The following is a 22,204-nucleotide window of genomic DNA, read 5'->3' as shown; positions in this document are numbered from 1 at the left end:
CTAAACGCGATTTTTTTAAGGACCCGCCTCTTGTCAAAACTTGCCATTGTTAGCCGTGATTTTGCCATCTATCAAAAGTATTTTGAAACAGCTTCAAGCTTGCCCGCAGCAGTAGAATTAATCTACGCAGGACCCACATCAACGCCAGATGTTGAGCAACACGCGGATATTTTATTGTCTGAGCCAGACATCGCATCGCAGTTTATTTCGCGCTGCAAAAAACTGCGTTGGCTACAATCCGCTTGGGCTGGCAATAACAAACTCCAAAAATTATCAAAACAAGACTATAAACTCACAGGCACCAAGGGGATTTATGCCGCGCAAATGCGAGAGTATGTGTTCGCTTACCTTCTTTACTTCCAGCGTCAAATTCCTGAATTACAGGCTCTTCAAGCGTCTCATTCATGGCAAACTATGAAGATCGCCACGCTGGCAGGTAAACGCTTAGGAATAATGGGATTAGGTAACATTGGCTGTGAACTTGCGCGATTGGCGCTGAACTTTGACATGAATATTTCGGCAATTACCGCCACCAATCAACCTCTAGAAAATGTCGATTACTACTCGCTAACTGATATTCACCGTTTTGCACATGACTGCGATTTTATCGTAAACCTACTCCCCGAAACGCAAAACACTGTTGGAATTTGTAACAAGGCTTTTTTTGATGCGATGAAAAGCAGCGCAATTTTCTTAAACGTTGGCCGAGGCAGTATCCTGAAAAACGACAAAGTACTTGTTGAAGCCCTAACTCTCAAGCAGATTAAAGCCGCTGTGTTGGATGTTTTTACAGAAGAGCCCCTGCCGAATAACCACGCTTTTTATGCACTAGAAAATTGTTTGATCACAAACCACACAGCGGCGGTATCCGAGCCACATAAAGTATTTTCGGTGTTTAAAAATAATCTACAGCGGTATTCAGAAGGGCAGCCTTTGCTATTTGAACATGACTTTTTGAAGGGCTACTGAGGCCGTGTAAAGCGCTCCGGGCTTATTGTTTTAAAAACTGCGTCATACCTTGGTTAAACAAACGCATCCAATTGCCACTGAGCTGCCCCTTATAGTTTTGATTGAGCGCAATTACGGCTTGTTTTGGCGTTAAGCTTTGCTCATTTTCTTGGGGGAGGTTTGTAAGATTGTCATAGCGGTCAAGAATCGCTAAAAGCTTAGCACCATTGCATATTTGGTCACCCTTGAGTCCAAGAGGATATCCGCTACCGTCCAAATTTTCATGGTGCTGCATAACGATTTTTCGCGCCTCGTCCCAAATACTTAAATGTTCTAACAACCGAGTGCTCTTATAAACATGTGAGCGCATTAAATTCGCTTCTAAATTAGTTAATTTATCTGTTTTCATAACTACATGATTGGGCATAAAGGCCATGCCAAAATCATGCACATAGCACGCTACAGCAAGTTGCTCTTCGGCAATGGGTTGCTCACTTAAACCGTTTATATAAAATGCTAAAATAGCTAGGCGATCTCCTCTGCCCTCTTTGTAACCGGCTCGCTTTTCTATCGGGCGCATCAACTCTCTAAAAAATAGTAGATCACCTTGCTTGTCTGGTGACAGATCTTTAGGAATACCAGTTTTGGCTAATTCAAGTTGTTTGCCTTGAACATCAGAGCAACCTTTGTTTTCTTGATGGGTCAGGCAATTAATTGCTTTTTGCAACAATTGCTCGTGGTCAGACTTATTTCCAGCATGAATTTGCTTAATTACAACAATAGTCGCATCAAGCCCTTCTTTGTCATAATGCGCCTGACCATTCTTTATACAGTCTGTCACAAAACGAGTTACTCTATCCATCAGCTTTAGCACAAGATCACTGAGCATACTGGTGTAGCTTGCTTCACCCTTGCGCAATAGGTCCAAGATATCTTCTAAGTACTGAAGCACCTCAATCATAGGGACAAAACCCACAAGACCGAGGTCGCCTTTTATGGTATGAACCGAGCGAAAAAGCGACCGTTGAAGTTCGTTATCGGTGGGGGTAAGCTCCAACTCAATTAAGGTTTGCTCGCTGGCTTCGTAGAGCTCTTGTATTTCCTCGCTAAGGTCATTGAGGATATCCTGTTCGAGTTCTTCTGGAGTAAATATTGCCATATGAAAATGTACCCGTTGCCTGAGAATAAACACTACTGAGTTTATCGACTGGATGAGAATTAACCTAAGAACACATAGCGCAAGCAAAGCTCAGTGAATTATATTAACTGATCAGCTTTGCTCTGATGCAAAACTGCGTATAATCTACGCCAATCTTCACCCGCTGGAACTTTATGTGCTAGGCCTTGTAAGAGCTATCGTTTTATTTTTCTACTTCATTTTAGTCAATGCTTTTTTAATCATCGCTTTTTTAGTTCGCCCAATGCATCGCAACAACGTAAATTTAGCAGGCAAAGTATACTGCACTATGGCGAAGATTTTGGGGGTAAAACTCGAACTCAGGGTATCTGAGAAGATTCGAGAAGACGAAAGCTATGTATTTGTAGCGAATCATCAAAATACTTGGGATTTAGTGACGATCAGCAAGGCTGCGCTGCCTGGCGTTGTTACCATTGGTAAGAAAAGTCTAAAGTGGATCCCGATATTTGGCCTTATCTATTGGTTGTCTGGCAATATCATGATTGATAGAAAAGATTCCGGCAAAGCCCGCAATACCCTCTCGCTTGCAGGGCAAAAAGCCAGAAAGAGAGGCTTATCAATTTGGATGTTTCCAGAGGGCACTCGAAGTCGAGGAAAGGGTGTGCTGCCTTTCAAAACTGGTGCGTTTAGACTGGCAGTAGAAACCAAACTCAGGATCGTTCCAGTTTGTTGCAGCGACAACCATCATAGCATTCGATTTAACCGCTGGGACAATGGCACGATCATAATTGAGGTAATGGACCCTGTTGATATCCAAGAAGACCAAAATCCGAAGCAACTGTCTCAGGCTTTTGAGTCGCTAATCAGAGCTAAATATAAAGATTTAACGGCAGAAGCCGCCACTCTTAAATAATAAGAGTTAAGGAAGAAAAATGAACAACGAAGAATTACAAGCTTGGTACGAGTTTAACGAAGAAACCATACAAGCCTTAAAAGACGATGGTAGCGATGTTAGTCAACCGCATATCATAGAGCATCATTTTGCCAGTAAAGACTTCGATATTCTTGAAAAAGCGGCTGTCGACGCATTTAAAGCCGGATTTGAAGTGACCGATGCAGAAGAACTGGTGCTGGACGATGGTGGCACTGTATTTTGTTTTGATGCTATCATCGAAAAAATGCTCGATCTCACTATATTCAATAAAGACACGCAAACCCTTCTGGCACTTGCCGAGAAACACGGCGTACATTACGACGGCTGGGGTACCTATTATGTAGGTGACGACTCAATTGAATATGCCGATGAAGAAGACGACGATTTCACTATAGACGATGACTAGGGTCTGTTGCGTTCTAGTTACTCTGGATAGTGACCGCTCAACGATGCATATTAAGTGAGATAAAGTCAGATGTTTTATGCCTTTTGCAAATAAAACATCACTTTAAATACCCTTAACGGGTTTTGCTCAGTGCAAATATTCAGTAACATAGACAGATAACTCAGCTAGAAAACTAGACCAAAGCTGGTACTTAGCGTAAAAAGGACAGCATAGTTGGTGAATACTCGACCACAGGGTAACTCTTTATGACTCAGCGCATCCGCACCTTAATAGTTGATGACGAACCATTAGCTCTTAGATTGATGAGGGCAATTCTTGAAAAAATCCCAGAGGTTGAAATTGTTGGCGAATGCAAGAATGGTCGCGAGGCCCTGAAGGGTGTAACCGAACTTTCTCCAGACTTATTATTTTTAGACATACAAATGCCAGGCATCTCTGGCTTAGAAGTCATAAAAAGAATACAGGGCGATGTAATGCCGCTAGTTGTGTTTTCAACCGCCTATGAACAATATGCGCTAGATGCATTTGATTCTAATGCGGTTGACTACATCCTCAAGCCTATCGACAGCGAGCGCGCAAAGCGAGCAGTGACAAGAGCCATTGCACGATTGCAAATCAAAGAGTCAAAGTACCAGACAAAGCCTGCTGTACTTGGTGCTATCGAGCAAATTGCTTACGCCGAGCAAAATTTGCAAATGAATAACCGACGTGATGACCATCATGCCGCTCCTGAACTCAACACAACTAGTCGCATCGTGGTAAAAGACAGAGACGAAATTCATTTACTCGATCAAAAAGAAATTGAATGGATTGACGCGGCTGGAGATTATATGTGTTTACACATCGGCGGCGAAACACATGTTAAGCGCACGACCTTAAAAGAGTTATTAGCCGAACTTGATGAATCCAAATTTAAACGCGTACATCGCTCAACAATCGTTAATTTGAATTTTGTTAAAAAAGTAATACCCCATTCAAAGGGTGAGTTTTATCTGATACTCGGCGAACACGACAAAATTAAAGTCAGCCGCAATTATAAAGATGTTGTTAAAGAGTTTTTAGGTACCTAAGCAATCTCAAGTATCACCAACAATGTCGGATTTCTTTTAGCAAGCATGATGCATTAGCTGTAGCCAATAATAAAGGTCAATAAGCAAACACCTACTGACCCAGACCTTTTTACAAACTTTCTAAGAAGCTTAGCAGCGCCGTCTTGTCTTGAGCGCTTAAATCAACGTAGGTCTGTTTAGACACTTCAGCCTCACCACCGTGCCACAAAATGGCCTCCTCTATCGTTCTCGCACGGCCATCGTGGAGATAGCCAATACGAGTATCGTCGTCAGAGCGTCTAGCAAGTGAAATGGTGTCGTTAGCTTTTGCGTCTCCTAACATCACGTTTTTCGCTAAACCCAATCCCCATAACGGTGCCGTTCGCCATTCTGCTCCAGATGCTGAACCTTCCGCCAAGTTGTCGGCTAAGCCAGGTCCCATATCGTGCAATAATAAATCAGTATACGGGTGAATAGTTTGATTGCGTAATTCTGCCAATGGATGAAAGGGGCTTGTATTCATGGTTGGTCTATGACAACTCGCACATCCTATATCTGCAAACATTGTTTCACCAACTTCGTTGGCATAATCTCTTCTGGCCCCCACTCCGAGTAAACTTAGATACTTCACTAGTTTGTCTAGGTTCTGCTCGGATAATTCGGCGCCAGACTCGCCACAATCGTTTTGTGCACTGCCGCAGTCAGGCTCTGGAAGCATGCTTGTCATAACGCCCATATCGGTATTTAGTGCGCTGGCACTTTGGTGTTTAACGCTGAAAGTCCCAGCTTTATAGCCAAACCGTCCTAAGCGCATTACCCCGTTGCTTGGGTCTTCAACGATTGAAGCGCGCCCCGATATTCCGTCATTATCGGCATCATCAGCATCTTCCCATTCTAAAATTTGAGATTCAGAGACAGCTTCTAGCAAGCCTAAGCCCACTAATTGCGGGGCTATGCGAGCCGAAAACTGTGGCGGTGCGCCGTTTGAGAAAAGATAATTTGGCGACCTTAGGCCATTTTCTAGCTCTGTCCATGGACCCAATGTGACCTGACCTTCAGATACGCCCGCTCCCTCAATCTCAGGTTGCAATACTTGTCCCATCAACGGATGCGGATTTCCACTTACGTCACCTACTCTAAATACCCATTTCTCAAGACTTTCACCTACATCGCCCACAAGCGCTTTTCCATTTCTTACATGGCATGCAGCACAAGAATGATTAATGTAATGCTTGCCAAGTTTGCCGACTTGTTCTGTCCAAATGGGGTTATCTAAACGTTCGTCATGGCTGCCATCTTCAAAATTAGTGTGATGTACGCGCCTACCCTCAACAAAAGGTTGAGCATTGTGTGCACTTAAATTAGTAGCCATCTGCATAAACCTACCTGCAGGCTCCTCGCTATAGTTATAGCCTAAGGTTGTCTCACCACCTGATAAACCTTTTGCAGGAATGGGCGTGCCGTCATTTGAACCGAATTGATTTTCAACGCCCCGCTCCCATTCAAATGGTGCTACGCCAGTCTGACCAATCACATAAACAAAAGAAGTACCATAGTAGTTCAAACGAGCCCCGGCTGGAGGATTTAACAAAAATTGACTGACTTCAAATTCCATGTTCATGCCAGGCTCCAAAGTAGGCTGAAACTGTCCTCCATTTTCCCACTTGTTGACAATGTCCAAGGTATACATGTGTTGAATACCCTCTTCACTGATCTTTTCAAAATCTTCGTTCCAAGTGCCTTTACCGACAAACACCACACCAGTTTCGTTTGGATTAACTTTCGCTTCCTCTTTTTGTGGATTGAAATGAAATTGTCCTGTCGTATTACGACCCCAAAACCATACTCTGAACTCTCGAGCGCCTAACTTTGCTTCAGTAATAAAAGTCGCTCTAATAAGACTTTGTCCATTTGGCACATGATCTTCAAGTTGTATCCTCGCGGTACGGAATTCCCAATAGTGAGCAAGGTAATGGTCATAATGATCTTGGATGGTTATATCTTTTGCATGGCGATCTCTGCCACGATCACCAATTCGCGTTATCAGCACGCCATCATCACGCACAAAACGGCTCACATCTTCTAAGCTTGTATTTTCATCATATAGCGCGGTAATGATTGACTCAGTATCAACCGGCGGTGGCAGCGTTGGTGGTGTTACGGGTGGTGGTGTCACCGGCGGTGGGTTAGGAGTTGCTGGCTCCGATGTATCGCCGCCGCCACACCCACTTAAGGCAAAAAAGGCTAAAAAGAGGTATACAAGATGTTGTTTCATGGTTGTTCCAGACGGCTACCGCATTTTTCGTCGCAAAATGATTTCATAACATATTTGTAACATGAAAAAATATCTCCAGCTGACATTAGCGCTAAAAAGGTATATAGGCACGACTAGTCGGGCTTTTTGAGTAATTTAATGACAGTAAATGAAGCTTAGACAGGGATTTGATGCGTCATTTAAGGCGCTTCACAATAAACCTAGCGCCATTTCAGTTTGTGCTTGTGAATAACTATTTAGTTTTTTATGGCCTGGCGACCATCCTACTAAAAAGCGCTCAAAATCTGCCCAAGCGAAGGGGATTAAGCCTCGCCATTCTTCATCCAGGCTCTCCAAACTGCATTGTGATAATGAAGAAGAAAGTACTCTTTTAAGCTCTATAAAGTATGCATTTACCATCGATGGCATATACTGATACAGCTGATGATTATCAAAACAACTGCCTAAGAAATATACGAGATCTTTTACCCCACAGCCTCTGCCAACATATTGAAAGTCAACTGCGGCGACGTGAAGGACATCAGACGAAAAACAAAAATTCGCTAATTTAGCATCCCCATGCAAAAGGGTCGTATACACCGCATTATTCAAACGCTGATCAATTAACTTGGCCGCATCTTTTAAGTTAGAGCTCTGCATTTTCTGCCATTCCTCAGGTCGGGTATCTAAAAACCAGTAAGTACCAATAGGCCAAACAGCGCTGATGTTTGCCGCAAAAAAGCTAGCATGAAAATTCGCAAGCCAAGATACACACTTTTTAGCCACCGCTAAATTTGCGTTTGAAAAACGTGTATCTAAGCCTTCAGCATCTAAATCTTCCATGATTATCCAGATGTCTTTACTTGACGCGCCAGACGCTTCCATTTTTGGTACTCTGCATTGAGCACTGCAGTGCGTGGCAAGTTCTTCATAAAAGCGCTGCTCGTTATAATATGAGGAGACTTTACGCTGATGCGAAAAATCTGTGTTCCAAGCTCTTGGATGATGAGGGGTATTGAGTAACTTAATATGTTTTGTAATACAAAAGCTTTGCGAAGCCGGTAATCGATAGCGGGCAATTTCACCATACCCACTCCACAGTGCTTGTACTTGATGAAGTTTCGATGCCTGAGGATCTTCAAAAAGATCTTGAATTTTTGTCAGTAAAAAATCCGCTTCAGGCATCTTGTTTCACTACATTTTTTCTATAGCGATGCGCTGCTCTTTAATCTTATCGAGCTGCATCTTTGCATCTGCAAGCTTAGCTTTTTCTTTATCAATTACTTCAACTGGCGCTTTTCCAACAAAGTTTTGATTATTTAGTTTACCTTCTGTTCTTGCGACATCTTTTTCGAGCTTGTCAGCAGCCTTATTCAGTCTCGCCAGTTCTGCGGCTTTGTCGATTAGACCCGCCATCGGTATTAATATTTCCATCTCACCTACCAAGGCCGTTGCAGAGGCAGGCGCCTGAGCCGATGCATCTAAAACATCGATGCTTTCAAGTTTGGCTAGGGTCAATAAATACGATTGAGTATTGGCAAGTCTTGATACATCTTGTGCATGCATATTATGCAATAATACTGGGAGGCGTTTAGAAGGAGCAATATCCATTTCTCCGCGAATATTTCTAATGCCCATTACAAACGCTTTTACCCATTCAATATCCTGCTCGGATTGCTCATCGATTAAAGACTTCGTGAATGTTGGAAAAGCATCAACCATGATACTTGGAGCATTTGTGACATTTGCAGAAAGCGGTTTTATCTTTTGCCAGATTTCATCGGTAATAAAAGGCATAAACGGATGAAGCACCCGCATTAGTTGCTCAAGTACGTTGATAAGAGTATGGCGCGTTCCACGTTTTTCAGCCTCGCTGGCCGTTTCACTATTGACTATCGGTTTACTTAATTCCAAATACCAATCGCAAAATTGGTTCCACGTAAATTCGTACAAAGTCTGCGCCGCAAGGTCAAATCGATACTCACTAAGCTGCTGTTCAAACTGCGCCACCGTGCGTTCAAAACGAGACCAAATCCATTTATCAAATGGGCTTAGCACCAACTCGCCACCGGCATTTCCGGTGTCAAACTCTTCAGTATTCATCAAAACAAAGCGAGTGGCGTTCCAAATTTTATTGCAAAAATTACGATAGCCCTCAACACGACTCATATCAAAGTTAATATCGCGACTGGTTGAAGCCATTGCAGCAAAGGTAAAGCGCAAGGCATCTGTACCATAGGGGTCAATACCGTTTGGAAACTGTTTGCGAGTTTGCTTAGTGATTTTTTCAGCGAGCTGCGGCTGCATCATCCCAGTGGTACGCTTGGCAACTAACGCTTCTAAGTCAATGCCGTCAATAACATCGATAGGATCGAGCACATTTCCTTTAGATTTTGACATTTTGTCGCCGTTCTCGTCTCTAACAAGCCCGGTGATATAGATATCTTTAAAAGGAATTTGCCCCGTAAACTTTTTAGTCATCATGATCATTCTGGCGACCCAAAAGAAAATAATATCGAAGCCAGTAACCAGCACCGAACTTGGCACAAAGGTATTCAACTCGGGTGTTTTTTCAGGCCATCCCATTGTCGCAAATGGCCACAGCGCTGATGAAAACCAGGTATCGAGAACGTCTTCATCTTGGCGTAACGCTATATCGTTCGATAGACTATATTTACTGCGCACCTCCGCTTCTGACTTACCAACATATACTTTGCCGTGCTCGTCAAACCATGCCGGTATGCGGTGCCCCCACCAAAGCTGACGAGAGATACACCAGTCTTGGATATTGTGCATCCATTGATAATAGGTTTTGTTCCAATTTTCAGGAACAAACCTAATTTCGCCTGACTCCACCGCTTCAATAGCGGGTTTAGCCAAAGACTCTACTGCCACATACCATTGGTTAGTCAAGTACGGTTCGATGACGACACCACTTCGATCACCCCTAGGGACTTTTAATTTATGTGGTTTTATTTCCACCAATAAGCCAAGAGCATCCAAGTCTGCAACAATGCGCTTACGGCATTCAAAGCGATCTAATCCGCGATAGGCTTCAGGTGCTTCATCGTTGATTTTTGCATCATCACAAAGAATATTGATAAGTGCTAAGTTATGACGTTTGCCCATCTCGTAGTCATTAAAATCGTGCGCAGGAGTAATTTTTACGCACCCAGTACCAAAGTCTTTATCTACATAGTCATCGGCGATTATAGGAATTTCGCGGCCGGTGAGCGGAAGAGTTATGGTTTTACCCACCATATTTTTGTAACGCTCATCATCAGGGTGCACTGCAACTGCGCTGTCACCCAACATGGTCTCAGGGCGAGTGGTAGCCACGACTATACTGGAACTGCCATCGCTCAGCGGATAGCGCATATGCCACATCGAGCCGTCTTCTTCCTCGCTGACCACCTCTAAGTCGGATACTGCGGTAAGCAGCACGGGGTCCCAGTTTACTAGGCGTTTGCCACGGTAAATAAGCCCTTCGTCATATAGCTGAACAAAGACCTCTTGCACCGCTGCTGAGAGCTTGTCGTCCATCGTGAATACTTCACGATCCCAATCTGGCGAAGTACCCAAGCGGCGCATTTGTTGCGTAATATTCCCGCCCGATTCTTCTTTCCATTCCCAGACGCGCTCAACAAATTTTTCACGACCTAAGTCATGCCGAGTTTGGCCCTGTGCATTTAGCTGACGCTCAACTACCATTTGCGTAGCAATACCCGCATGATCAGTACCACATTGCCATAGGGTATTATCACCCTTCATACGATGGTAGCGAATCAAGGCATCCATAATAGTGTGTTGAAAAGCATGCCCCATATGCAGACTACCCGTGACATTTGGAGGCGGTAATAAAATGCAATAAGGCTCGCCCTGTCCAGACGGAGTAAACATGCCTTTAGATTCCCAATGCTGGTAACAAGCTTGTTCAATTTGACTAGGGTTAAATGTTTTTTCCATGGAAAAGCTTCTCTTTTTCAATTAAGTAAGGCGCAAACACCAGATGTAAGTTTAGTTTGAGTGCTCATCAGCATTGACAAAGACCATTCTGCAGCCGGCCTGTTTGTATTGCTTATATCGCTCACGTGCGGCCATTTTAAGGGTTTCGTCACCGGGCACAAAATCAACAACGTGCTGATACGAAGCAAAGGTTGGTAAAAATTGATTGGACACATTAATCACCAGCTTCTTATTGCGAATAGCATGGCTGTCTAAAGCGCTTAACCAGGTGATTTCAACAGGCGAGCCGTTCGCTGGACCCTCACCTAGCAAATTGTGGGCAATAAACAAATTTGGCGGCTGCTGCCAGATATATTCATCTATGGCCTCTGCATGCTTTTTATCAGAGCACAGCACCGTCAGGTACTGCCTCTGCTGATAGTTGCTTGATATTAGCTCGACAATGTGAGCCATCAGCGCGTTATCGGCGGCTTGTGCACTTGCCGGTAGCTCGTAGAATGACACCTGCATAATCGCTTGCTCTATTCGTCGGTCGCAATGTTAGCTTTATTCATCAAGTATTGGGTTAGCATTGGCACAGGTCTGCCGGTTGCGCCTTTGCGTGCTCCGCTGAGCCATGCTGTGCCGGCAACATCTAAATGCGCCCAATTGTACTTTTTGGTAAACCGAGATAAGAAGCACGCTGCCGTAATTGCTCCTGCAGGACGCCCTCCTAAATTTGTCATATCAGCAAAAGGGCTTTCGATTTGATCTTGGTATTCATCCCATAGCGGCAGTCGCCATGCTCTATCTGAGCTTTGCTCTGATGCATTGACGATTTCATGCGCCAGTGGATTATGACTGCTAAATACTGCTGTGGCATGCTTACCGAGCGCAATAACACAAGCTCCGGTTAGCGTCGCGACATCGATAACGGTATCTGGTTCTAAACGCTCTACGTAAGTTAGCGCATCACACAGCACCAAACGACCTTCTGCATCAGTATTTAATACTTCAACCGTCTGACCTGACATGGTTGTCAAAATATCACCTGGGCGATAAGCGTTAGCATCCGGCATATTTTCACATCCCGCCAGCACACCCACCACATTCAAAGGTAAATTTAGTGCTGCAACGGCGTGCATCATTCCTAATACGCCAGCAGCTCCGCCCATGTCGTATTTCATTTCATCCATTGCTTCACTCGGCTTAATTGAAATACCGCCTGAATCAAACGTTAAGCCTTTACCCACTACAACGATTGGCGCTTGGTCTTTCGGGCCACCAGAATGCGTAATAATGCTCATAAATGATTCGTTAACCGAACCTCGTCCAACAGCTAAATAGGAATTCATGCCCAACTCAGCCATTTTCGCCTCGTCGATAGTCTCAAGAGACAACGTTGCATATTCAGAGACTAATTCTGCTGCCTGCTCATTCAAATATTTTGGGTTACAAATGTTTGGAGGCATGTTCGCTACATCTTTTGCGACTTTGACACCTTTACTGATTGCCTGAGCATGCTCAATAGCTCGTTCACCTAGCGTAAGGTCTCTGCGTGTAGGCACGTTGAATACCATTTTACGTAATGGTCTTCGAGGCTCACCCTTTTTGGTTTTTAATTGTAAGAAGGTATACAGGGTATCATTAGCTGCTTCTACAGCCTGCCTGACTTTCCAATAAGTATCACGCCCTTTGACATGCAGCTCAGTTAAAAAATTAACGGCTTCCATTGAGCCGGTTTCATTCAAGGTTTGGATAGTTTTAGCAACTATTTGTTTGTACTGACGTTCGTTCAATTCACGCTCTTTACCACAACCAACCAATAAAACTCGCTCGCTCAATACGTTCGGCACATGGTGCAATAACAACATTTGACCGGCCTTGCCTTCAAGATCTCCGCGTCGAATAAGATTGCTGATATATCCTTCACTAATTTCATCTAATTGCTCAGCGACTGGCGTCAAACGACGTGGCTCAAACACGCCAACCACAATACATGCGCTACGTTGTTTCTCTGGACTACCGCTTTTTACTCCAAATTCCATGATGACCTCTTTTGTCATGTTGCACTGCTTGAATGACAATTACTTATATTGTTTGAATTTAAAAAACCGAGGCAAAATTAACATTTGTTTGCCTATCGGCTATATATTTTTCTGTGCTACACTTTAGCAAATTATGCGGCATTTACATACAAAACTGTAATAAATCGTAAGCTTACTTGAATATCGCCGCCTTTCCATCAAAAACGAACATTTAGTAAACAAAGAAACTGGCCCAGATGCTTATTTTTAGATATCTCCTGCGGGAAACATTCAAATCTCAAATTGCCGTTTTTTTCATCTTAATGTCAATTTTTATCACCCTACGCTTTGTACGTGTACTGGGCGACGCTACTGACGGCAATGTTCCTGCTGACTTAGTGTTAGGCTTCATCACGCTATACAGCCCGGTATTGGCATCTTTAGTGCTGCCAATAAGTTTGTTTCTGGGAATTATGCTTGCCCACGGGCGCATGTACGTCGAAAGTGAAATGACGGTGCTCAAAGCATGCGGAGTGAGTGAGTGGTACGTTACCCGTGTAACATTACTTTTTTCGCTAATAATCGCCGTGGTAACTGCTGTAGTCACTTTGTATCTGGCTCCTTTAGCCCTTGAAAAAGAATACCAACTTAAAGAAGAAGCCGCGGCAACAAGTGGGATCGCAGCTGTTGTGCCCGGACGATTCCAACAAACCGGAGACAGCAAAGCGGTTATCTTCGTGCACGATACCGACAATGATACCGATTCCTTGGTAAAAGTCTTTTTATCTCAACGCACCAAAGAGGATGATGAAGTACACCTTATTTATTCAAAACAAGGGCGCATAGAAGAAAGCGCATTTGGCGAGCAAACCTTAATTCTAGTGAACGGTCGTCAATATGACGGTCGGCAAATGCAAAACGACTATCAAATCGTTAACTTTGATGAATATGCCGTAACTATCACGCCACCAAATCGCACGCAAGAAGGACGCAAGCTTGTTGCTGTATCTACCGCCGAACTTTGGAACATGGAAGGTGTTGAGGCATCGGCAGAATTTCAGTGGCGCATCGCGATCCCTCTTTCTTTGCCGTTCTTAGTGCTAATTGCAGTTCCGATGAGCGCGGTAGATCCTCGTCAAGGCAGATTTGGAAAGATGCTGCCAGCTCTTTTACTTTATTTGGGTTATTTTCTGCTGCTATTAGCCTCAAGACGAATCATGGAGGACGGTAACTTACCGAGTTTCTTGGGCTTATGGTGGGTTCATGTGGTGATGCTTATTATAGGTATCGGCTTAATTGCCCGAGATAGAAAAACCGGTGCAATTATTCGTCAAATGTTCATAAGGCAAAGAAATGTTTAAGATCATTGACTTATATATCGCACGCACGCTGTTAAGTACCATCGCAGTCACCCTATCAGTATTGCTTGGTCTTAGCGCATTGATTAAGTTTGTAGAACAGCTGCGACGTATTGGTCAAGGTGATTACGATATGACAATTGCCGCGCTTTACGTATTTTTAAGCTTACCTCGAGAGATTGAACTATTTTTGCCTATGGCGACCTTATTGGGCGGCCTCATCGGCATGGGCTTATTGGCGCAAAGCAGCGAGCTGGTTGTCATGCAGGCTTCAGGCCTGAGCCGAGCAAACATTACCATGTCGGCAATGAAGTCGGTTGTCGTGGTGATCATTGCAATGATGGCGTTGGGCGAATTTGTGACTCCACCAAGCGAAAGTAAAGCGAAAGAGCTCCGTACCCAAGCATTGTCTGGAGGAAGCCTTCTCTCTTCGGGGTCGGTGACTTGGGCAAAAGACGGCAATGATTTTGTGAGCATATCGGAGGTTCTTGACCAAAACAGTTTGCAGAGCATTGAAATATTTAAATTTGATACTGACCTCAACCTTACTGAAATAGTAAAAGCCGAGTTTGCTCAGTTTAACGGCGAGAACTGGACGCTAAATGACGTTAACCAAATGTTTTTCACTGAGCAACAAATCTCTAATCAACAGCTAGAAAAGCTTGAATGGGATAGTTCATTAACACCAGACAAACTCGGTATTGTTGCGGTAAAACCAGAAGCATTGTCGATACGAGGGCTAATTGACTACGTTGCATACTTAGAAAACAACGACCAAGAATCGGCTCGCTATGAATTGGCGCTATGGCGAAAAATCTTTCAGCCTGTATCAGTTGCAGTAATGTTGTTGCTAGCGATGTCTTTTATATTTGGACCACTGCGCAGCGTCACTATGGGTGCGCGCACAATCATGGGTGTACTTGCTGGATTTGCCTTTTTCATTAGTAACGAAATGTTTGGACAAGTTAGTTTGGTGTTCAGCTTGACCCCCGTACTAGGCGCATTGTTACCCAGTGCAGTATTTGCGATGTTAGCGGCCTTTTTGTTGAAACGAAAGTAGCTCTGCTACCACGCTCTATGGTGGTTCTCTTCGGCACTTAAAAACAACACTTCAGTACGAGTCAGTCGGTCTTGCAATGCAAGTTTATTGCGAAAATCCAACAGTACTAATAGGGTGCCTAAGCCACCCAATGCGCTCAACAACCTTATTATTAAACGTCCGTATCCTACTGGCTCGTCTGGGTTCAAGTTATATATTCGAATGCGCCATGCCCGCATTCCTAGTGTTTGACCACCGTTTTTCCAAAACCACAAAAAGAAGGCACAAACCCAAAAAGTCACCCAAGCCTGAACAATGAGTTTGTAGAGCCAATCTTGCTGCATAATCTCACTCACATGCTCGTAGCCTTGCTTTGACAAAACATTTGTCTCAAACAGCGCAGTCAGTATGCCAATTAAAATAAGCGCCGAGAGCATACCAATTGCTACGGCAATAAGACTGTCATAAACCATTGCGGCTAAGCGCCTAAAAAACCCAGCTCTTTGCGAGACGTTTGATTCCATATCTGAACTTTACCTTCGACGATTGACAAGCTTACTAAAGTGGCGAGAGTGTAGCATTTTTTTGCTAAGTCAAAACCCGCTTACGGTCATCTAATGAACAATCAGTGATTGGATTTGTAAATAAGACTTGATAGCAAGCGCCAGATAGCTATAATGCTCGGCACTTCGAAAGAAGGTTTTTCCACAATGCCAGAGTGGCGAAATTGGTAGACGCAGCGGATTCAAAATCCGCCGGTAGTAATACTGTGCCGGTTCAAGTCCGGCCTCTGGTACCATTTACAATTAATAGTTTCTCAAAAATGCCTATGCAGGCACTTCTAGCGAAAGCTTATATCCAGAATATTTTCTTATATTGATAACTCGGTCGCCGTCTAGCAGCAGATATTGACCTTTTATACCTTTAAGCTCACCAGAAAACGCCATCTCTTTATCGAGATTAATCGATTTTATTTTTGCTGGATAAGCGACAACAGGATAGTCAATTTCAATTTGCTCTGCATCAATTGGAGAAATAGATTGCAGGCCAAATTTTTGCATAAGCTCATCTAATTCTGGCTTCGCTTGTTCAAGTAACTTGTTTTTAACATCATTCAGATCCAAAGGAGCTATATGCCCTTTAAGCATCGTCCTCCAATTAGTTTTATCGCTAATGTGTTTGGCTAGTGCAGTTTCGACTAAACCACTAAGTTTACGCTCGGTAACGCGGAATATAGGCAGTGCTTGGGAGGCCCCCTGATCTATCCAGCGCGAAGAAACTCCCTTAACAGCATGGCGAGTAATTCCTACCTTTGCGGCGCCTGTATTAGCTAGATAGACAAAATGTGATTGCAAACAATGGGCCTCTCCCCATTCAGGCTCTCTGCACGTACCTTCATGATAATGGCATTTTTCAGGTTTGATAATACAGCTATCGCATTGGGCTAAACGCATCAAACAGGGGTAACAATATCCTTGACTAAAGCTCTTTTTGGTTACTCGATTGCAATGTACGCAATTTATTGTTCCTTCATAAGTAAGGCTAATGTGTTTTCCTATTAGGGCGTTCATATCCACAAGTAAATCATCTATAGGTAAATGATATTGTGCTTGATTGTTGATATTTACACTAACCTGCATTTTTTGAATATTACCTTGATACACAAACAACTCCAAAGCGCTTAATATAACGTTAGTATGCACAACGACAGCGCTAAATACTACCTTCCTGAAACGAGTATTGCTGTAAACATCTTATAATAATAGCATATCCATATAAAAACGATTTATGCCTTGAATCAAGTGATTTTTAACGAAATTTTAGATACGTTTTTTTGCATAATTTTCTGCTTATATTTTTAAGACTCCGTTTATTTAAGCCCGCATAGGAGAATATACATTAAGAGAGTTTAAGGCCATACATTGAGCAGTTCATCGATACTTCTGTTCTGATTTTGATGCAAACGTAGCCAATAATTATTGTTATCTTGAAGCAACTTACATTAAAGTTATCCACAACACGATTGAGTACATCGCTTTTTTAATACTAACTATGAAAAAACGCCGCACAAAACGCCTGACATTAAAAGAAGTTGCAAGCCAAATTGGGGTCTCTACAGCGACCTTATCCAATGCGTTTAATCGCCCTTCACAGCTTTCGCAAGAGCTTAGAAAGGACATACTCCACTCATGCGAACAGATAGGATATGCGGGCCCTAATGCAGAATCTCGTCAGTTACGAATAAGCAAAACCAAAGTGATTGCAGTAAAGCTGTCAGATCAACGTACTAACAATTTTTTAGACCCTGTCAGCAATCTCGTTTTGCAAGGGATATCACAAATTTTAGAGGAAGCAGACTACAGCATTTTATTGTTGCCACCATATTTCAAACTTCAGCATATAGAAGGGCTAAAGTCTTTCGTTGAAGGGTTTGTTTTTTGCGGCCCCCCTTCACGCGATTGTCTCGACGAACTAGCCCATCAGAGAAAAGCCATAGTCGCGATCGACTTTACAATAGACAAAGGGGTGTCTATTAACATCAATAATCGACAAGCGGCCAAAGCATGTGCGCAAGTAGGATTTTCTCATAATCCCGATGCTACATCGGTTTTAGGGCTAAAACTAAGCCAACAAAACGAAAACACTAGCCTGGATAATACGACATTGTCAGACTCACCAGAAAATGTCATGGTCGAACGTCTGAAGGGCTATGAAGAGGCAGCCCTTGATAATAACCTGCTTATTCATAAACAAAACATCTGGAATATTCCGGAAAATACCCACTTTTATGCTTACGAAACCGCAAAATATGTTTTACAACAACCATCTCGACCAGAACTATTGCTTTGCATGAGCGATCAAATAGCACTGAGCGCAATTCAAGCAGCAAAGGATTTAGGGCTGTCTGTTCCAGCAGATGTTTTGATTACTGGTTTTGATGGCATTTTCGATGCACAAAGGTCGCGGCCTACGCTAACAACAATTGAACAACCTAGTATATTAAAAGGCAGGGCAGCCGCAGAGGCATTGTTCGGTCGCAGGCGAGAACACAAAATAGTAATGCATGCCCCTCTAATCATTGGCGAATCCTGCCCATTAAAAAACAAAGGGAATTCATAACGAAAACGTAGCCTTGCAAAGGATTGAAAAACATTGAGGATAAATTTTTGTTATGGACACCGATGTTCCTTTTAGTGCAAAGTGGTATCCTTAACGGCCATAAGAGTTTAAATAGCAGTAATGTTTTCCTTTTACTCTTTACCTTTGTAAACAAGCGCTATATTTGCGAGATAAGACTAAGGTTATTGCGATGGGCATACGTATTCGTTTGATGTATTTCTCGTCACAAATAAGAAGCTCGTTAATCATGAATCACAGAGCTAATTCTGCAAAAAGGGCTTCTGCACGTTATGCAGTTCGAATAAATATTCGGCAGATTAAATTTAATTGAGGGCATTATGCTACTAAGACAAACCAACATAAAAAAACTAAGCGAGCATGAGTATGACGTTTTAGTGGTTGGTTCGGGTATAAATGGTGCGGTTTCGGCAGCTGCATTAAAACGCAAAGGCGCTAAAGTAGCACTTATAGACAGAGGTGATTTTGCTGGCCATACATCTTCTAATTCCTCTAACCTAGCTTGGGGCGGCATTAAGTACCTTGAAAACCATGAGTATTTGTTAGTCAATAAACTGTGTAAAAGCAGAAACCATTTGATGAGAAGCTACCCATCAACCGTTAAAGAAATTCGCTTCCTCACCACCTTACAAAAGGGTTTCCGTTTTCCTGCATGGTTTGTCTATATCGGAACACTTTTGTACTGGGTTATGGGACGATTTTTCACTCAAAAACCAACCTTCCTGAGCGCATCAGAAATCAAAAAAACCGAAAGCGTAATTGACGTTAAAAATTGTCAGGGTGGCTTCGAGTACTCGGATGCTTTTCTGTATGATAACGATGCGAGATTTGTTTTTAATTTCGTACGCAGCGCAATGGATAACGGAGCGATTGTTGCTAATTATGTGGGTGCCAAGGAAAGTAAAATTGAAGATGGTCTGTGGCATACCCAAGCTTATGACGTAATTGATGGCAAAGAATTTGTGATTCGCTCAAAAGCTGTCATTAACGCATGTGGACCGATGGTAGATGTATTTAATCAATCAAACCATCAAGTCACTGAGCATAACCATTTGTTCTCCAAAGGCGTTCACCTGATCGTTGATAAACTTACTAGCGTGGATAAAGTACTCGCATTTTTTGCCTCTGATGGTCGTCTATTTTTTGTGATCCCCATGGGTCAAAAAACCTGCATAGGTACAACCGATGACCAAGTGGAAAATCCAAACTCTGAGGTCACTGATGCAGATCGTAAGTTCATCTTAGACAATGTAAATGCATTGCTAGACTTAAAAAAACCGCTAACGACCGCAGATATAATTTCAGAGCGCTGCGGTGTTCGCCCCCTTGCTGTAAAAGGCGGAAAGGGTGAGGCTGACTGGGTTCAATTATCTAGAAAACACGCTATTGATGTTAATTCAGACGATAAGTATATGAGCATTTTTGGCGGCAAGTTAACCGACTGTATAAATGTTGGCGAAGAAGTTTGTCAGCTCATTAGCAAAATGGGAATTCAATTACCTCACAAAGAAAAGATTTGGTATGGAGAATCCTCGCATGCCGTTAAGGCTGAATTTGAGCATAGAGCCAAATTACTTGATTTGGATTCAATGACTCCTGAATATTCGTCTGAAAAGCTTACCACGCGCTTATGGAGACGCTACGATGGTCATGCATTACAAATCCTTGATGAAATACAGCGAGATCCGTCGCAAGCAGAACAGTTAATGAAAAATGCTGAGTATTTAAGAGCCGAACTACACTATGCTGCAAGACGTGAAATGATCACAACTTTAGAGGACTTCTTACGTCGACGCTCAAAAATAGAAATGGTGCTAAGAAAAGAAGATATTATTGCGACACCAGGCATCATTGAAGCCTGTGAGATACTCTTTGGCGACCAAGCTGACAAGAAGCGGACAGAATATATTAAGGCTTGCCAAACCACGTAAGACTATTTTGTTGCTTATAGCTTGAGCAATACAAACCATTTATTATGAGTATCTTATTTACTTGGTTTGATACTTAAAGACAGTAGCATATCATCGAGGATTGTATGCAAGTCATTAAATTTCTCGTTAGTAATGTAGATACTCATACTTGAGCGGACACTTATATCAACGCCGTGCTGGTCATCTAAGAAGGTGTTTTCTAAGGCCTCTTGAACACGTTCAAAAAATGATTTCGCCGAGCCTTCTTCAATATCTCTTAGACATAGAATAAACTGCTCTGGAGCAAAGCGACCTAAAATATCGTTATTGCGAGTTACCTTAGTGAGAGTACTAGCGATTTTTTGCAAAACATAATCGCCTTTTGTAGAGCCTACTTGCCTGTTGACCTCTCGGAAGTTACCAAGGTCAAAAATGGCCAGCGCATTAATCTTCCCTTCACTTGGTAAATCGAGCTTCGCGATATCATGAACTGCTGTTTTACTATTGAGCAACTTAGTGACGGGGTCTATAGACAATAACGCTATACGTCTTTTACGAATAAAATAGGCTATTACTACAACAACCAAAACCAATAAGAGAATCGCGCCAACGGTTATCTGTTCCTTACGTCTTTCGGCAAGTATAATTTTATTCTCTAGCACATATATTTGGCTGTATAGATTAGCAATACCAATTACCCTCGCTAAACCGTCTTGATTCTGTTTAATATCATCTAGTCTTTGGATGCTGTTTTCAAATGCCATATTAGCGGCTTGAAGATCTCCAATTGCCATGTTTGAGCGTACTAAAAACTTGTGGTAGTCATAACTAGCATACGGTTTCTCAGCATCACTTAATTTATTCTCAATATCTACGAATGCTTTGAGGCACACTAAATCCTTGTGATACAAGCAGGGGACGGCACTGTACCATCTATATAAGCCTCTATAAAATCGAGTATCTACTTTAGGCAGTATCTCTGCGAGCAACGGAAGCGTCTTTTCTAATTCCGCGATTTTATTAGTACGGTAATAATAACCAGACTTCGCGTAGTAATACCAAAAATCAGTTAGGGGGGTTCCTACTTCTTGATTAATCAGCGCAAAGTCTTCTATAGCCTCGTATGCTCTGTCATATTGACCACTGCCTAACAGCGAAGTAATTGCACTGATTAATATTGATAAACGATTACTGCCAGTATAAACATTTTGTCCCATCTCATGAGCCTTGAGATATTGATCAGCAGCTAAAACATGCTGCTCTCTTGCCCCAAAAAAAAGACCTATACTATTATGAATATGAGCTAAAGCTCTGAAATTACCTGATTCGGCGTACTTTTCTACTAGTGCAAAGTAGGCTGCCAAGCGTTCACTATCGTTACTATAACCACTTTGTGGACAGTTAGTAATAAGACCTAAAGTGGCGCTCATTTCTATGTCTACAAATTTCCCTTCTGATAAACGAAGCGCATCACCGTAATGAATACACCTTTCGTCTCGTTCTTGAACATCGTAAGTGAAACCTAGCTGGTATGTAGCCGAAGCAAAATATTCGGTACTTTTATCTGCCTTAGGGTCACTAATAATAGCTTTGAGAGTATCTTGAGCTTGGTTATTTTCCCCATTGCAATTCTGATAGTGTGTTTGATTAACTAATAGCTGAAAACGATGACTCTCACTTAAGTTTTCTGAGGTCAAAAATTGGTTTAACTGCTCACGAAATGCTGGATTCGGACAATCGTAGGTAACAGTTTTTACCTGTGACAAAAAGCTATCAAGTGGAGTATTCGCAATGACATGAAAGGGGAAGGCAAGTAATGTAACTACTATAGCTGCTAGTTTGATAATATTTGGTAAGTTCAATTTGTACCCTTACTCTTTTAATTTCATAAAATCTGCCGCAGATTTAATGTGAGCCATAACACGTTGTTAGTGTATTCATTTATAACTCTGATCACAACTCAATTCAATTTGGAACCAACATGAGACCTTATTAAACCAGCTTTAACTACAACAAATCATAATTTTGACAGTAACCGTCGCCTAAAGACCGTCACCT

The 22,204-nt window shown here is 42.6% G+C and carries 17 protein-coding genes, 1 tRNA gene and 1 pseudogene; 10 read left to right on the top strand and 9 right to left on the bottom strand.

All coding sequences use genetic code 11. The features are described 5' to 3' along the window. Window positions 1–30: 30 nt before the first annotated feature. The gene (locus tag AB9H30_RS11915; protein WP_371194894.1) at window positions 31–969 is read left to right on the top strand and encodes a D-2-hydroxyacid dehydrogenase; all 939 of its coding nucleotides are present in this window, start codon (window positions 31–33) and stop codon (window positions 967–969) included. A gap of 22 nt (window positions 970–991) precedes the next feature. On the opposite strand, the gene AB9H30_RS11910 is transcribed toward AB9H30_RS11915, so the two are convergent. Next, window positions 992–2,107 carry an HD domain-containing phosphohydrolase gene (locus AB9H30_RS11910; protein ID WP_371194893.1) on the bottom strand — a complete coding sequence of 372 codons (1,116 nt, stop codon included), beginning with the start codon at window positions 2,105–2,107 and terminating at the stop codon, window positions 992–994. A 307-nt stretch (window positions 2,108–2,414) separates the two neighbouring features. On the opposite strand from AB9H30_RS11910, the gene AB9H30_RS11905 reads away from it, so the two are divergent. From AB9H30_RS11905 to AB9H30_RS11895, 3 genes are all read left to right on the top strand, one after another. Continuing rightward, on the top strand, window positions 2,415–2,999 hold the full coding sequence (locus tag AB9H30_RS11905; protein ID WP_371194892.1) for a 1-acylglycerol-3-phosphate O-acyltransferase: 585 nt from the start codon (window positions 2,415–2,417) through the stop codon (window positions 2,997–2,999). A gap of 19 nt (window positions 3,000–3,018) precedes the next feature. Beyond that, window positions 3,019–3,426: a ribonuclease E inhibitor RraB gene (gene rraB / locus AB9H30_RS11900; protein ID WP_371194891.1), complete on the top strand. Its 408-nt coding sequence runs from the start codon at window positions 3,019–3,021 to the stop codon at window positions 3,424–3,426. Between the two features lie 245 nt (window positions 3,427–3,671). After that, complete coding sequence (locus AB9H30_RS11895; protein ID WP_371194890.1) at window positions 3,672–4,496, top strand: LytR/AlgR family response regulator transcription factor; 825 nt, start codon at window positions 3,672–3,674, stop codon at window positions 4,494–4,496. Window positions 4,497–4,605: 109 nt separating this feature from the next. On the opposite strand, the gene AB9H30_RS11890 is transcribed toward AB9H30_RS11895, so the two are convergent. From AB9H30_RS11890 to pepA, 5 genes are all read right to left on the bottom strand, one after another. Next, complete coding sequence (locus AB9H30_RS11890; protein ID WP_371194889.1) at window positions 4,606–6,750, bottom strand: di-heme oxidoredictase family protein; 2,145 nt, start codon at window positions 6,748–6,750, stop codon at window positions 4,606–4,608. A gap of 189 nt (window positions 6,751–6,939) precedes the next feature. Further along, the gene (locus AB9H30_RS11885) at window positions 6,940–7,914 is read right to left on the bottom strand and encodes a phosphotransferase family protein (RefSeq protein WP_371194888.1); all 975 of its coding nucleotides are present in this window, start codon (window positions 7,912–7,914) and stop codon (window positions 6,940–6,942) included. Window positions 7,915–7,923: 9 nt separating this feature from the next. Continuing rightward, on the bottom strand, window positions 7,924–10,695 hold the full coding sequence (locus AB9H30_RS11880; protein ID WP_371194887.1) for a valine--tRNA ligase: 2,772 nt from the start codon (window positions 10,693–10,695) through the stop codon (window positions 7,924–7,926). Between the two features lie 51 nt (window positions 10,696–10,746). Continuing rightward, window positions 10,747–11,205, bottom strand: coding sequence for a DNA polymerase III subunit chi (locus AB9H30_RS11875; RefSeq protein ID WP_371194886.1), 459 nt, complete (start codon window positions 11,203–11,205; stop codon window positions 10,747–10,749). 11 nt (window positions 11,206–11,216) lie between these two features. Further along, entirely contained in the window at window positions 11,217–12,722 is a 1,506-nt protein-coding gene (gene pepA, locus AB9H30_RS11870) for a leucyl aminopeptidase (protein ID WP_371195013.1), read from the bottom strand. Window positions 12,723–12,958: 236 nt separating this feature from the next. Here pepA and lptF point away from each other — a divergent pair, with 236 nt between their 5' ends. Together lptF and lptG are read left to right on the top strand one after the other, a co-directional pair. Next, a complete protein-coding gene (gene lptF / locus AB9H30_RS11865; protein WP_371194885.1) occupies window positions 12,959–14,062 on the top strand; it encodes an LPS export ABC transporter permease LptF in 1,104 nt (367 codons plus the stop codon). Continuing rightward, on the top strand, window positions 14,055–15,119 hold the full coding sequence (gene lptG, locus AB9H30_RS11860) for an LPS export ABC transporter permease LptG (RefSeq protein WP_371194884.1): 1,065 nt from the start codon (window positions 14,055–14,057) through the stop codon (window positions 15,117–15,119). The genes lptF and lptG overlap by 8 nt, the downstream gene beginning before the upstream one ends. A 5-nt stretch (window positions 15,120–15,124) precedes the next feature. Here the strand turns inward: lptG and AB9H30_RS11855 are convergent, their stop codons facing one another. Next, window positions 15,125–15,622 (bottom strand): RDD family protein, encoded by a 498-nt coding sequence (locus tag AB9H30_RS11855; RefSeq protein WP_371194883.1) that lies wholly within the window; start codon window positions 15,620–15,622, stop codon window positions 15,125–15,127. Window positions 15,623–15,810: 188 nt separating this feature from the next. On the opposite strand from AB9H30_RS11855, the gene AB9H30_RS11850 reads away from it, so the two are divergent. Then, window positions 15,811–15,897, top strand: a tRNA-Leu gene (locus AB9H30_RS11850). 28 nt (window positions 15,898–15,925) lie between these two features. Here AB9H30_RS11850 and AB9H30_RS11845 read toward each other — a convergent pair. Then, window positions 15,926–16,768: a DUF2797 domain-containing protein gene (locus AB9H30_RS11845; protein WP_371195012.1), complete on the bottom strand. Its 843-nt coding sequence runs from the start codon at window positions 16,766–16,768 to the stop codon at window positions 15,926–15,928. 382 nt (window positions 16,769–17,150) lie between these two features. On the opposite strand from AB9H30_RS11845, the pseudogene AB9H30_RS11840 reads away from it, so the two are divergent. The 3 genes and pseudogenes from AB9H30_RS11840 to AB9H30_RS11830 all read left to right on the top strand — a co-directional run. Next, window positions 17,151–17,297 (top strand): annotated as a pseudogene (locus tag AB9H30_RS11840) (LacI family DNA-binding transcriptional regulator); the annotation flags it as partial. A 57-nt stretch (window positions 17,298–17,354) separates the two neighbouring features. Continuing rightward, the gene (locus tag AB9H30_RS11835) at window positions 17,355–18,218 is read left to right on the top strand and encodes a substrate-binding domain-containing protein (RefSeq protein ID WP_371195011.1); all 864 of its coding nucleotides are present in this window, start codon (window positions 17,355–17,357) and stop codon (window positions 18,216–18,218) included. 338 nt (window positions 18,219–18,556) lie between these two features. Beyond that, complete coding sequence (locus tag AB9H30_RS11830; RefSeq protein ID WP_371194882.1) at window positions 18,557–20,167, top strand: FAD-dependent oxidoreductase; 1,611 nt, start codon at window positions 18,557–18,559, stop codon at window positions 20,165–20,167. Between the two features lie 53 nt (window positions 20,168–20,220). Here AB9H30_RS11830 and AB9H30_RS11825 read toward each other — a convergent pair whose 3' ends face one another. Next, the gene (locus AB9H30_RS11825) at window positions 20,221–22,008 is read right to left on the bottom strand and encodes a GGDEF domain-containing protein (protein ID WP_371194881.1); all 1,788 of its coding nucleotides are present in this window, start codon (window positions 22,006–22,008) and stop codon (window positions 20,221–20,223) included. Between the last annotated feature and the right edge of the window lie 196 nt (window positions 22,009–22,204).

The organism is Glaciecola sp. SC05, from assembly GCF_041380235.1.
GTDB lineage: Bacteria > Pseudomonadota > Gammaproteobacteria > Enterobacterales > Alteromonadaceae > Glaciecola.
This window is presented reverse-complemented; position numbering and strand designations above follow the sequence as displayed.

Excerpts from the sequence above, each read along its gene's own strand:
- lptG (WP_371194884.1), top strand. The coding sequence starts at position 14,055 with ATGTTTAAGATCATTGACTTATATATCGCACGCACGCTGTTAAGTACC.
- AB9H30_RS11855 (WP_371194883.1), bottom strand. The coding sequence starts at position 15,622 with ATGGAATCAAACGTCTCGCAAAGAGCTGGGTTTTTTAGGCGCTTAGCC.
- AB9H30_RS11885 (WP_371194888.1), bottom strand. The coding sequence starts at position 7,914 with ATGCCTGAAGCGGATTTTTTACTGACAAAAATTCAAGATCTTTTTGAA.
- AB9H30_RS11875 (WP_371194886.1), bottom strand. The coding sequence starts at position 11,205 with ATGCAGGTGTCATTCTACGAGCTACCGGCAAGTGCACAAGCCGCCGAT.
- AB9H30_RS11895 (WP_371194890.1), top strand. The coding sequence starts at position 3,672 with ATGACTCAGCGCATCCGCACCTTAATAGTTGATGACGAACCATTAGCT.
- AB9H30_RS11890 (WP_371194889.1), bottom strand. The coding sequence starts at position 6,750 with ATGAAACAACATCTTGTATACCTCTTTTTAGCCTTTTTTGCCTTAAGT.
- AB9H30_RS11880 (WP_371194887.1), bottom strand. The coding sequence starts at position 10,695 with ATGGAAAAAACATTTAACCCTAGTCAAATTGAACAAGCTTGTTACCAG.
- lptF (WP_371194885.1), top strand. The coding sequence starts at position 12,959 with ATGCTTATTTTTAGATATCTCCTGCGGGAAACATTCAAATCTCAAATT.
- rraB (WP_371194891.1), top strand. The coding sequence starts at position 3,019 with ATGAACAACGAAGAATTACAAGCTTGGTACGAGTTTAACGAAGAAACC.
- AB9H30_RS11910 (WP_371194893.1), bottom strand. The coding sequence starts at position 2,107 with ATGGCAATATTTACTCCAGAAGAACTCGAACAGGATATCCTCAATGAC.
- pepA (WP_371195013.1), bottom strand. The coding sequence starts at position 12,722 with ATGGAATTTGGAGTAAAAAGCGGTAGTCCAGAGAAACAACGTAGCGCA.
- AB9H30_RS11830 (WP_371194882.1), top strand. The coding sequence starts at position 18,557 with ATGCTACTAAGACAAACCAACATAAAAAAACTAAGCGAGCATGAGTAT.
- AB9H30_RS11905 (WP_371194892.1), top strand. The coding sequence starts at position 2,415 with ATGGCGAAGATTTTGGGGGTAAAACTCGAACTCAGGGTATCTGAGAAG.